Genomic DNA, 12,267 nt, shown 5'->3' with positions numbered 1-12,267 from the left:
CGTGAACACGCCTCTATCCGCCCAGACCATCGAAACCATCAAGGCCACCGCGCCTGCCCTGCAGTCCCACGGGCTGGCCATCACCACCCGCATGTATGAACGGCTGTTCGTGGACCCGGAGATCAAGCGCCTGTTCGATCAGGCGGCGCAGATCTCCGGTGAGCAACCCAAGCGCCTGGCGGCGGCGATCCTGGCCTTCGCGCAGAATGTGGACCGCCTGGAACGCATCGAGGGCGCGGTGGAAAAGATCTGCGAACGTCATGTGACCACCCAGGTGAGGCCAGAGCATTACGACGCTGTCGCCGCCGCGCTGCTGCCGGCCATCAAGGACGTGCTTGGGGAGGCCGCCACCGAACCGGTGCTCAAGGCCTGGGGCGAGGCCTATTGGTACCTGGCCGGCATCATGATCGAGCGGGAGAAACGGTTGTATGGACAGGCGGCGGGGTGAGCAGGGCCAAACTTCTCAATGCGCTGCAAATGAACATTCGCTGTACTGCCCGATCAGAAGAGTTTTCGCTAGCTTGCGCTAGCTCCCACCGGGAGCACCGCGCTGCCCAGCAGGAGGAGGGCGAAGCTCCCGAATGCGATGTCACGCCTTTACCATCCCGCTCTAGCCCGGCCAGTTCTGAATCACTGCCCACAACCTTGGGTCATTGAAATCCTCTACCACCAGGTCCGCCCCGGCGGCCAATAGGGCCGCTTCGCTCTGGCTGGTGGCCAGGCCCACGGTATAGAGGTTGGCCGCCTTGGCGGCGGTGAGCCCGGGGATGGAGTCCTCGAAGGCCATGGCGGCTTCGGCCTTGGCTTGCAGGCGTTGTAGCCCGGTCAGGTAGGGCAGCGGGTCCGGCTTGGCCCGTGCCAGTTCTTCGGCGACGACGATGCTGGCGAAGGCCTGCTGCAGACCCAGGGCACCGAGCATATGGTCGGCGTTGGCCCGGGGCGCGTTGGTGACTACGACCCGGCCGATACACTTGTCCTGGGCATAGGCCAGCAGCGTCGTCAGCCCGGCAATGGGCTCAAGCGTGCTGGACAGGGTGCGGAAGCGAGCTTCTTTGCGATCGGCGAAGGCACGGTGGAACGTCAGGTCCCGGTCGGGGAAAAGCAGCGCACACATCTGGGGATTGGCGCGGCCACTGCATAGCGCTTCGAAGTCTTCTTCACTGAAGGGGCGCTGGTCCTCTTCCCAGAGCAGTTGCTGAATGGCCACCAAATGCAGCTTGTCAGTGTCGGTCAAGGTTCCATCGAGGTCGAACAGCAAGGCACTGAGCATGAGCGCATCCGCAGGCGTAAAGAACGTGAGCGTATCAGGCCAGGGTGGTATTGCTCAAACCGGCCTGCACCCGGACCACCGGCCGGCGGCTCGCGGTTGAAGGCTTGGACGGCTGTATGTATAACCAGCGCCATCTTACCTGGACAGCCTGCCGTGAACGCTCTGGACAACCCCTTCTACTACCTGGAGAACTTCGAGCAGGCGTTGTCCTGGCTGCGGTCGCGCTACGAGGACGTGCTCGATGAACAAGAGCACGCGTTCCTGGCCGGGTTCGCCGGCCTGCCAAGGTCGTCGAGAGCCTTGCTGGTCCGCCTGATCATGCGCAAGGGCCAGCATTTTCGCTGCAGCAAGCTGAGCTATGCAGAGATTGGCGACCTGGCAGCGGCGGCGACCCCATTGCTCGATCAGGGGTGGCTATCGGCTGAGGTCCCCCTTGCCTTGCATGAACTGTTCGACCTCTTTGGGAAACCTGAGCTGCGCGAATGCTTCAGCGCCCACCGTTTGGCGCCGACAGGCCGCAAGGGTGACTGGTTCGAAACCCTGGCGCCCATGCATCGACAGCGCGCCACCCTGCGCCAATGGTGGCCCGCCTGCGCCGACGAGGTCTGGCTGCTGACGGTACGGCCTCTGTGCGAGCGGCTGCGCATGCTGTTCTTCGGCAATCTGCGTCAGGACTGGTCTCAGTTCGTGCTGGTGGAGCTGGGGTTGCAGCGCTTCGAGCCAGTGGACTTTCCCTTGGCATCCAGGGCCATTCGCCATCGCGCTGACTTGAGTGTGGCCATGGGGCTGGCTGCCTGCGCACAGGTGCTGGAGGAGGGTACGGCGGATGAGCAACTGCTGGTGACCTTGCACGGGCTGGCCTCGGACAATCCCTGGTTGGCCAGCCGCCAACAGAAGCTGCTGTTCCGCGTCGGCCAAGGCTACGAGCGGGAAGGGCGCTGCGCTGAAGCGGAGTCGCTCTATGCCCGGTGCCAATGGCCAGGGGCGCGGCTGCGCCGGTTACGCATGCTTGAGCGTACCGAACGCTTCAGCGAGGCCCTGGCATTGGCGGAAGTAGCCAGCCAGGCACCGGAAAGCCCAGCCGAAGCACAGGGCCTGGCGCGTCTGCTGCCGCGCGTGCGTCGAGCGCTGGGAGCGCCAGTCAAGCTGCGTCGGCGGGCCGCCCCGGTGGAACGCCTGGACCTGGAACTGCCTTATCATGACAGCGTCGAGCGGGCGGTACGCGACGCCCTGGCCGAGGCGGACGCGCCTGTGGTGTACGTGGAAAACACCCTGTTCACCGCCCTGTTCGGGCTGCTCTGCTGGCCCGCCTTGTTCGCGCCCTTGCCTGGAGCCTTTTTCCACCCGTTCCAGGCCAGCCCGCTGGACCTCTACCAACCGGATTTCGCCCAGCGACGGGCCGCGCTGCTGGATGCCTGCCTGGGCGAACTGGACACGGGCACGTACCGCGACACCATCGTGCGTCGCTTCGCCGAGAAATTCGGGGTGGCCAACCCCTTCGTACACTGGGGCGCGATAGCGCTTCCCTTGCTCGAACTGGCGCTGGCCTGCATCCCGCCGCGGCACCTGAGGCTCTGCTTCGAACGCTTGCTGGAAGACCCGAAAGCCAACCGCGCCGGCATGCCGGACCTGATCCAGTTCTATCCGGCGCGCGGCGACTACCGGATGATCGAGGTCAAGGGCCCTGGAGACCGCTTACAGGACAACCAGCTGCGTTGGATCGCCTTCTGCCAGGAGCATGGCCTGTCCGTGCTGGTCTGCCATGTGCGTTGGGAAGCGGCCGTCGAGACCGCGGAGCCGGCATGCCCTTGAGCGTGGCCGTGCGTGCCCTGTGTGAGGTCACCGCGCGCGAGGGAGACCTTGACTTGCGCTTCACGCCATCGCCCAGCGCGCTGGAAGGCATCGCCGGTCATGTGAAGGTGACCGAAAGACGTCCTGGCCATTACCAGCGAGAGCTGAGTCTCGCCGGAGAATGTCGTGGCCTGCAGGTACGCGGCCGTGCCGATGGCTACGACCCCCTCGATGGCTGTCTCGAAGAGATCAAGACGCACCGCGGCGACTTGACGCGGCAACCGGCCAACCAACGCGCATTGCATTGGGCTCAGGCCAAGGTCTATGGCGCTCTGTTGTGCGCCAGTCAGGGGCTGGATTCGCTCAAGCTTGCGCTGGTTTACTGGCATGTGGACCTGGAACAGGAAACTCGTTTCGAACGTTCCTGCACCGCGGCGCAATTGCAGCAATTTCTCGAGCAGCAGTGCGAAGCCTACCTGGCCTGGGCTGCGAGGGAACAGGCCCATGGCCTGAAGCGCGACGCCTACCTGACGGCCCTGGCGTTTCCCTATCCCAGCATGCGCCCGGGCCAGCGCCACCTGGCCGAAACCGTGTACAAGGCCGCCAGTATCGGCCGCTGTGTGCTGGCCCAGGCGCCTACCGGCATCGGCAAAACCCTGGGCACGCTCTTTCCCTTGCTCAAGGCGATGCCACGCCAAGGCCTGCAGCGGGTGTTCTTTCTCACCGCCAAGACCCCGGGCCGGCAATTGGCCCTGGATGCGCTGCACGCTCTCCAGGCTGACAATGAGCAGGCGAGGCCGTTGCGGGTCTTGGAGCTCAGTGCCCGGGAGAAGGTGTGCGAATACCCTGGCAAGGCCTGCCACGGCGAAGCCTGTCCCCTGGCCAAGGGTTTCTATGATCGCCTCCCGGGCGCTCGGCGGGCCGCGGTCGAGCGCGCCACCCTGGACCGCGCCACCTTGCGCGAGCTAGGGCAGGCGCATGGTGTGTGTCCCTATTACCTGGGCCAGGAGATGGCCCGCTGGGTTGACGTGGTCATTGGCGACTACAACTATTACTTCGACCTCAACGCCTCGCTGTTCGCCCTGGCCCAGGCTCAGGAATGGCGCTACGGAGTCCTGGTCGACGAGGCACATAACCTGGTGGACCGCGCCCGCGCCATGTACAGCGCGAGCCTGGACCCGCGCCTGCTGGCCACGCTGCGCGAAGCGCCCCTTGAAGGGACAGCTTCGGCATTGCGGAGCCTGACCCGCCAATGGAGTACCCTGGCCAAGGCGCAGGGTGAGGGCTACCACTGCCTGACCGAGCTTCCGGGCCCATGGTTGAGCGCACTTCAGCGCTGCCTTGGGTTGATAGGCGAACGCCTCAATCAGGACCCCGCCGAGGTGCCCGCGGCCTGGCTGGACTTTTACTTCCAGGGGCTGCAGTTCACCCGGGTCGCCGAGCTGTTTGGCCAGGCCTATCTCTGCGACCTGGAAGTCACGAAGCACAAGCGCCGCCTCAGCGCCCGGATAAACCTGCGCAACGTAGTTCCAGCCGGGCAGCTGGCGCCGCGCCTTGCCGCCGCGCGCACCTGCGTGCTGTTCTCCGCGACCTTGAGTCCGTCCCATTATTTCGCCGACCTGCTTGGTTTGCCTCAGGGCTGGGCGTGGATCGACGTCGCTTCGCCCTTCAAGACCGAGCAGGTCAGCTTGCGCCTGGCTGCCCAGGTGTCGACCCGCTATGCCGACCGGCAAGGCTCTCTCGACAGCGTGGCCCGTATCATCGCCACACAGTACGAGGCGCGGCCGGGCAACTATTTGGCGTTCTTCAGCAGCTTCGAGTACCTGAACCAGGTCGCGCGCTGTCTTGAGGAGCGATACGGGGCCGTGCCGGTACGCTGTCAGCAGCGGAGCATGGACGAGCAGGCGCGGCAGGCCTTCATCGACGGTTTCCGCCCCAACGGCCGCGGGGTAGGCTTCGCCGTCCTGGGTGGGGCCTTTGGCGAAGGCATCGACCTTCCGGGCGCACGGCTCATTGGCGCCTTCATCGCTACCCTGGGGCTGGCTCAGGTGAACCCGGTCAATGAGCAGTTCAGGCAGCGCATGCAAGCCCGCTTCGGCAAGGGCTATGACTACGTCTATCTGTATCCTGGCCTGCACAAGGTGGTGCAGGCGGCCGGGCGGGTGATACGCAGCGAAGATGACCAAGGCACCGTGGTGCTGATCGACGACAGGTTCGGTGATGCCCGGGTGCGTCGGCTGCTGCCGGCCTGGTGGCCGACGCCCGTGCCGATCGAGGCGTAACCCCTGGCGCGGATCATTCCCGTCGCGTGACGGTCGAATCGTCAGTAAACTGCCACCGATTGATACCATCCGAGGTTTTGCATGACGCACAGTCCGCTAGCGGGCAAGCCGGCACCGGCCGAATTGCTGATCGACATCCCCAGCCTGGTGACCGCCTATTTTTCACGCAAGCCCGACGCCTCGGTGACGGGGCATCGCGTGGCATTCGGCACGTCCGGCCACCGCGGCAGTTCGTTCGACAACAGCTTCAACGAAGACCACGTTCTGGCCATTAGCCAGGCGATCTGTCTCTATCGCACGGCCAAGGGCATAGACGGGCCGCTGTTCCTGGGTATCGACACGCACGGGCTGTCTACCCCGGCAGGCGTTACCGCCCTGGAAGTGTTCGCCGCCAACGGGGTTGAGGTGATGCTCGCCCAGAACGACGAGTTCACACCCACCCCGGCGCTGTCCCACGCGATCATCTGCTACAACCGCGGGCGCACCCAGGGTCTGGCGGACGGCGTGGTCATCACCCCCTCTCATAACCCTCCCCAGAGTGGTGGCTTCAAGTACAACCCGCCCAACGGCGGCCCGGCCGACAGCGACGTGACCAAGTGGATCGAGGCCAAGGCCAACGAACTGCTCGAGGGTGGTTTGTCCGAAGTCCGGCGCATCAGCTACGAGCGTGCGCTGCAGGCCGGGACTACCCACCGTCACGATTACCTGAGCGCCTATGTGGCCGACCTGGAAAACGTGATCGATTTCGAGGTGATACGCGGCGCCGGCCTGAAGCTCGGCGTGGATCCGCTGGGCGGCGCCGGTGTGCACTATTGGCCGGCCATCGCCGAGCGCTACAAGCTAGACCTGACCGTGGTGAATCGCTTCACTGACCCCACCTTCCGCTTCATGAGCGTCGACTGGGATGGGCAGATTCGCATGGACCCCTCCTCGCGGGACGCGATGCAGGGTCTGATCGGCCTCAAGGACCAATACGACGTTGCCTTCGCCTGCGACCCTGACCACGACCGCCACGGCATCGTGACCCGTAGTGGCGGACTGCTGAACCCGAACAATTACCTGGCGGTGTCCATCGACTATCTGTTCCGCAATCGTCCTCAGTGGCGCGCCGATGCCGCCGTGGGCAAAACGGTGGTGAGCAGCGGGCTGATCGACCGCGTCGCCGCCAGGCTGGGACGCAAGCTCTATGAAGTGCCGGTGGGCTTCAAATATTTCGCCGCCGGACTGTTCGATGGCACCTTGGGCTTTGGCGGTGAAGAAAGCGCCGGTGCGTCCTTCCTGCGCCGGGACGGCCGTGTCTGGAGCACGGACAAGGACGGCCTCATCCCTGGCCTGTTGGCTGCCGAAATGACCGCGCGGCTGGGCAAGGACCCTTACCAGCTGTACCAAGCCCTGGCCAGCGACTTGGGCCAACCCTTCGCCACGCGGGTGGATGCCAAGGCCGACGCCAGGCAGAAGGCCGCCCTTGGCAAGTTGTCGGCCGAGCAGATCACCTCCACCACGCTGGCAGGCGAACCCATCGAGCGCATCCTGGCGAAGGCGCCGGGCAACGACCAGGCGATCGGGGGCTTGAAAGTCATGACCGCCAATGGCTGGTTCGCCGCGCGCCCGTCCGGCACCGAGGACATCTACAAGATCTACGCCGAGAGCTTCAACGGTGAGGCCCACCTTCAACAACTGGTGAGTGAAGCACAGCAGTTGGTGGACTCCGCTATTGGCGGGTGATCTGCCAGGCCAGCCTTGAGCTTGGGATCAGCTCCCAAGCTCCAATGACTTCTAGAAAGACTGCGCAAGCAATTGAATTTAAATAAGATTGTTTCTTTATTCTCGAAACTGCCTGAACTGGCGCGTTATGTCATCGAAACCTACCGCACAGCCCATCGAAACAATGTTCCCAACTCCTTCCCGCCACCCGAGCCACCCGAGCCACCACAGCCGCCGAAGCGGCACTCGCGAGCACGAACGGGCGTACCCACGATTGCTCCCCGAGTAGCGCCTACAAATGGGGGGGCGGCCGAGGCCGGGCCGCAACCTTGTTTGTTCGCCGATCTGCCGCTTGGGGTTACCCCAACACTGCGCAAGCGAATGAAAGTCGATGCGGAGCAGCGCCTGCCGGCCCATGCCCAGCCATCGGCCAGCCAGTGGAAGCTGATACTGAGTAACGACATCAGCACCTGCGTGGTTGCTGGCGCCGGTTCTGGCAAATCCACGTCATTGGTGTTGCGCATTGTCTTTCTCGTGCAGTACCTGGGCGTGCCTTTGAGCGACATCAGCGTCGTGACCTTTACCCGCGCTTCCCGGGAGGATTTCATCCGGCGCCTGGTAAAGCTGTTCGAGGCATGGGGGCAACCTTTGTCTTCAGGCGAAGCTCGGGCCTGTGTAACCACGTTCCACGCCACTGTCCTGGCCTGGACAAGGAGCCTGCCGGGGCTGGAGCAGGCACAAGCCTTTGAAACCCTTGGCACAGAAAGGGAGACCGAGCCCTTTTCCCTCCGGGTCAGTGCGCAGCAGCGAACCGAGCTCAATGCCTGCTACCACGATCTTATGAGCAAGGATGCAGCCTTTGCGTCCGCCATCGAGCGCCTGCGGCTGCAAGCGGCTCAACTGGGAAGGCTGCCCAGCAATCATCCTGCGGTGCAGCGAAGGCTGCTGGCGATACAGCCTGCGGCCGAGCGTGATCAGGAATTGGCCGACCTGATCGAAGCCCAGTGGAAGCAAGCGGGGCATTGGCCCTTACCGGGCATCGTAGCGGAGCGCCGATTCCATAATATTCTCGGCCAGCGGTTCCAGGGCCATGGCTATCTGGAGGGGACGGATACCTGGGTTGTCCTGGGCGCGGAAGAACCTTTTGCGCAACGGTCACGTCCAGGCGCCACGCTGACTATACGAGCGGAGTGGGCGGTAAAGCGGACCCTGTTTCAAGCATTCTTCGATAAACCATTGATTTGGATGGATAATTACGCGGACTTTCGTGGCGCGACCAGCGCAGGATCGCAGGGACCTGGAATCGAATTCGCCCTGGCGGGAGAATCTCAGCGGCAGCCACTGCTGGATGCCTTTGTCGCCATGGCAGGCTTTATCGAAAACCTGGGCCTGGATGTAGCAGAGGTGCCCTCGTGCATAGAGCTGGAAGCCGATCGGCCATTCTTCGACGCGCTGGGGCGATTCTGGCCCGCGTTCGAACATCGCCTGCGTCAGCAGCAGCCACCGGTACTGACCTATAACCGTATGTTCGGCCTGTTCGGCTCAGCCAGTAAGCACCTCCACCAATTGCCAGCATTACGCCTCGCCAGTCTGCGTCATTTGATGGTGGATGAGTTCCAGGACATCTCGCCACGAATCGCCAACTGGCTGCGGGCGGCCTTGGCCGAGCGCTTGCGGCGGTCGCCAGAGGCCGGATCTAGCCTGATGTGCGTAGGCGATGACTGGCAATCGATCTACGGCTGGCGAGGCAGTTCGCCAAGCTTCTTTCTGAAGTTCGAGCAAGTATTCCCTGCTCCACGAAGCCGTCGGCTGAAGCTGAAGGAAAACTTCAGAAGTCATCAGCAAATCATTGATGCGGCTGAATTTATTGTTAAATCTATCCCTACCATTCCAGGCAAGGGGGCCGTTGCGGCCGGCTTGGCTGGCGAACTGGAAACATTGCCTGGGGTTCAGGTTCATGAGCGCAACGCCGAAGCGGTCCTGGCGCTGTTCGAGCGCCTGTCACAGCAGAAGGCTTCGGTTCTGGTGCTGTATCGCCAGGCCGGGGATGACCCTCGCAAGGACCCGGTGCTCAAGGGGTTCTTGAAGGCGCAGGAGCGGGAGGGCGGCCATGAGCGTCAGTTTCGTTGCATGACGATCCATGGCGCCAAGGGCCTTGAATCGGATGTGGTGGTGTTGTTGGGCGATTGCGGCAGTCGTCAGGCGCCAGGCAGTCGTGACCGTCTATACCAGATCGCCGGCCTTGGCGCGACCGGCGACTCGGCGCCCTACGTGCAGGCACAGGCCGAAGAGGCGTTGCGCCTGGCCTATGTAGCGATCACCCGCGCTGGGCGTGAAGTGCATTGGTACCTCGATGACCCGGATTCGAGCCAGGAAGGGGGCGCGGCGGCCAGGGCGGCTCAGGCTCCCACGCAGTTCGAGCGCCAGCGGGCCGAGACTGGCGTGCCCGCTCTCAGCCGCACGCGCGCAGAGACTGAGGCGGGATGAAGGCTTCGAGTTCAGCTTCGACGGCTTCGATCATGCGCTCCACGTCTGCGGCGTCCATTACGGTGGCGCACGGAATGCCGGCGATGGCGATCAGGGTTTCCCCGCTGTGACGGTCGAACAAGCGAGCCACCATGCTGCTTGGGGCATCCATGCTGCCTTCGAAGCCCAAAGGATGAAAGTGCCAGCGCATGACCTGGCATGCATTGGGAAAGGTCATCTTGTTCATGGTGCTTACCTCTGCAACATGCCTGTTCGAGCTGGCGATACCAACTGGGAGTCAATCAAACATAGCACCCTGACGGTGACGGTATTGTGTTTTTTTCGGACAGACCGGCACTTTTTTACATTTAATTGATCGTGATCAGTCCTGGAAGGATTCAGCATGGCGCAAGCCAAGGCTGGAAAGCGTCGGGGGCACTTTATATGGCGCTGACGCTCAAGATTGCTTGCTCGTGAGCCGATAGCCCGATCAGTGCCCGTCTCGGGCCACGCCGGGCGGCCGGTCGCCGCGCTCAGGGTAGATTCGTCATGGCCATCAGAACCCTCAATATCGCTCCGCGAGCCTTTCTTGGCTTCGCCTTCATCGCCGCGTTACTGATCGGCCTGGGCGGTTTCGCCGTGGACCGCATGGGCGCCATCCGATCCGCCGCCACCGCCATGGAGCACAACGAACTGCCCAGCATCGGTTACCTTGGCGACCTCATGGAAAATGTGCTGCGCTTGCGCATCACCTCGTTCCGTGTGCTGGTCAATCGGGAGCCGGCGGCCTTGGCCGAGACTCAGACCCGCATCGCTACCCTGGTGGACAAGGTGGCGCAGGCCCGGGCGCAATATGGCGCATTGCCCAAGGGTGAGCAGGAAGGCAAGCTGTTCCATGCCTTCGAGGCTACCCTGGATTCTTACCTGGCCGCACAGAAGTCAATGTTGGAGTTGTCTCGCGGCGATCGTCTGGAAGAAATGCGGACCTTGATCAATACCCGGATCAAGGCCGGTACCGACCAGATGGGGGACCAGCTGCGCGAACTGGTCGCGGTCAACAAGGCCGAAGCGGTCAATGCCAGCGCGGCGGCCGGGGATCGTTATCGTCAAGGCGTCTGGACCGTCATCGGCGTGGCACTGGCCGCTTGCGTATTGACCGTGGTGCTGGCGCTCTGGCTTACCCGCAGCATCGTCTCTCCCTTGAATCATGCCATACGGGTAGCCGACGGTATCGCCAAGGGCGACCTGAATCAGCCTATCGTCCAGGTGGGTGAGGATGAGCCGGCGCGCCTGCTGGTAGCGCTGGGCCGAATGCAGGCCAGCCTGCGCCAGACCATGGACGAGGTAACCCGGGCCGCCGATCGCCTGGCCGAGGCCGCCGCCCAGTTGACCGGCACCACTGCTGAAGCGAACCGGGGCCTGGGGCGTCAGAACGATGAAATCGAACAAGCCGCCACCGCGGTCAACCAGATGACCGTGGCCGTGGAGGAGGTAGCGCGTAACGCTATTACGACCTCCGAGGCTTCGGAAGGGTCCCAGCGCATCGCTGACCAGGGCCGTGAGCGCGTCAGTGAAACCGTGACGGCGATCCAGGCGATGACTACCGATGTCGAAGCCAGTGCTCGCCTGGTGGAAGGGCTCGCGGCTCAGGGCCGGGACATTGGCCAGGTGCTGGACGTCATCAGGGCCATCGCGGAACAGACCAACCTGCTGGCCCTCAACGCTGCCATCGAAGCGGCCCGGGCAGGCGAGGCAGGCCGTGGCTTTGCCGTGGTAGCCGACGAAGTACGCGCCTTGGCTCATCGTACCCAGCAGTCGACGCGTGAAATCGAGCAGATGGTCGGCGGTATCCAGGCTGGCACCGGCCAAGCCGTGCAGGCCATGCAGCAGAGTACTCAGCGCAGCCAGCAAACCCTGGACAAGGCGCGTGAGGCCGGCGTAGCCCTGGCGGACATCAATGCCGCCATCGCCCGGATCAATGAACGCAACCAGGTGATTGCCAGTGCCTCCGCGCAGCAAGCGCTGGCGGCGCGTGAGGTGGATCGCAACCTGGTGAACATCCGCGATCTGGCCAGCGGCACCGCGCAGGGCGCCACGCAGACCAGCCAGGCGAGCGAAGAGTTGTCTCGCCTGGCCGACGGCCTCAAGGCGATGGTTGCCAGGTTCAAGGCCTGACTGCTGGCTTCAGAGCGCTCGGCTGATCCTGATCACCGCCAGGTTGGCGGCCTGATCCTGGCCATGGATGGCCAGCAGAGCCTGCATGGCCTCGGCCTCGGTGCCGTCCTCCAGGTTGGCGAAGTCCCAACGGCGTTGGCCGTCCAGTGTGTAATGGATGACGTAGCGAGTCATGGCTGCTCTTACTTGAATGATGACGGCGAGCGTCGGATGATCTTGATCGAATGCTTGAATGGCGCCTGCCTGGCTGCCTTGTTCAATGTGCTGCCCGCCGTGTCCACGGTGATGTTCCAGTAACCGGTGCTGGGCACCGTGATTCGTGCCGGGAAGCGATCGAAGGCCCCGCCGTGGTAGGTATGACGAGCGCCATTCTTGAACGCGCGAAAGTTGGCATCGCTCATCAGGCGAATATTGCAGCGTTGGGAGCACTCGATGACCACCAGGTCGTCTTCATTCAGGTGCTCGCGCTGGTGTGCGAATTTCATGCTGGCTCCAGGGGTCTTCAAGGCGCGAACCATAGCACGACGCGCCAGGCTCACCCAAGCGGGGGCTGGCGAACGTTCTTGCCGGGGTACGGTC

Annotated in this window: 10 protein-coding genes; 6 read left to right on the top strand and 4 right to left on the bottom strand. The window is 63.5% G+C overall.

The window, feature by feature from the left end; all coding sequences use genetic code 11:
- Window position 1 precedes the first annotated feature (1 nt).
- On the top strand, window positions 2-448 hold the full coding sequence (locus BN1188_RS19990; protein WP_088776248.1) for a globin domain-containing protein: 447 nt from the start codon (window positions 2-4) through the stop codon (window positions 446-448).
- Window positions 449-610: 162 nt separating this feature from the next.
- On the opposite strand, the gene BN1188_RS19985 is transcribed toward BN1188_RS19990, so the two are convergent.
- Window positions 611-1,270 (bottom strand): HAD family hydrolase, encoded by a 660-nt coding sequence (locus BN1188_RS19985; protein WP_040263416.1) that lies wholly within the window; start codon window positions 1,268-1,270, stop codon window positions 611-613.
- Window positions 1,271-1,423: 153 nt separating this feature from the next.
- Here BN1188_RS19985 and BN1188_RS19980 point away from each other — a divergent pair, with 153 nt between their 5' ends.
- From BN1188_RS19980 to BN1188_RS19965, 4 genes are all read left to right on the top strand, one after another.
- Window positions 1,424-3,082, top strand: coding sequence for a VRR-NUC domain-containing protein (locus BN1188_RS19980; RefSeq protein ID WP_040263413.1), 1,659 nt, complete (start codon window positions 1,424-1,426; stop codon window positions 3,080-3,082).
- Window positions 3,073-5,343, top strand: a complete 2,271-nt coding sequence (locus tag BN1188_RS19975) for an ATP-dependent DNA helicase (protein ID WP_040263410.1) — start codon at window positions 3,073-3,075, stop codon at window positions 5,341-5,343. The genes BN1188_RS19980 and BN1188_RS19975 overlap by 10 nt, the downstream gene beginning before the upstream one ends.
- Before the next feature lie 81 nt (window positions 5,344-5,424).
- Entirely contained in the window at window positions 5,425-7,068 is a 1,644-nt protein-coding gene (gene pgm / locus BN1188_RS19970; protein ID WP_040263409.1) for a phosphoglucomutase (alpha-D-glucose-1,6-bisphosphate-dependent), read from the top strand.
- A gap of 360 nt (window positions 7,069-7,428) precedes the next feature.
- A complete protein-coding gene (locus BN1188_RS19965; protein ID WP_052469408.1) occupies window positions 7,429-9,534 on the top strand; it encodes a UvrD-helicase domain-containing protein in 2,106 nt (701 codons plus the stop codon).
- On the opposite strand, the gene BN1188_RS19960 is transcribed toward BN1188_RS19965, so the two are convergent.
- Window positions 9,500-9,760 (bottom strand): DUF1652 domain-containing protein, encoded by a 261-nt coding sequence (locus BN1188_RS19960; RefSeq protein ID WP_040263406.1) that lies wholly within the window; start codon window positions 9,758-9,760, stop codon window positions 9,500-9,502. The genes BN1188_RS19965 and BN1188_RS19960 overlap by 35 nt on opposite strands.
- A gap of 302 nt (window positions 9,761-10,062) precedes the next feature.
- Here BN1188_RS19960 and BN1188_RS19955 point away from each other — a divergent pair, with 302 nt between their 5' ends.
- Window positions 10,063-11,688 carry a methyl-accepting chemotaxis protein gene (locus BN1188_RS19955; RefSeq protein ID WP_040263405.1) on the top strand — a complete coding sequence of 542 codons (1,626 nt, stop codon included), beginning with the start codon at window positions 10,063-10,065 and terminating at the stop codon, window positions 11,686-11,688.
- 9 nt (window positions 11,689-11,697) lie between these two features.
- On the opposite strand, the gene BN1188_RS21775 is transcribed toward BN1188_RS19955, so the two are convergent.
- Together BN1188_RS21775 and BN1188_RS19950 are read right to left on the bottom strand one after the other, a co-directional pair.
- A complete protein-coding gene (locus BN1188_RS21775) occupies window positions 11,698-11,862 on the bottom strand; it encodes a hypothetical protein (protein WP_088776228.1) in 165 nt (54 codons plus the stop codon).
- 8 nt (window positions 11,863-11,870) lie between these two features.
- A complete protein-coding gene (locus BN1188_RS19950) occupies window positions 11,871-12,173 on the bottom strand; it encodes a DUF1883 domain-containing protein (protein ID WP_040263403.1) in 303 nt (100 codons plus the stop codon).
- Between the last annotated feature and the right edge of the window lie 94 nt (window positions 12,174-12,267).

This window comes from Pseudomonas massiliensis (genome assembly GCF_000826105.1).
Classification (GTDB): Bacteria; Pseudomonadota; Gammaproteobacteria; order Pseudomonadales; family Pseudomonadaceae; genus Aquipseudomonas; species Aquipseudomonas massiliensis.
The sequence above is the reverse complement of the archived record's forward strand: the minus strand, read 5'-3'. Positions and strand labels throughout refer to the sequence as shown.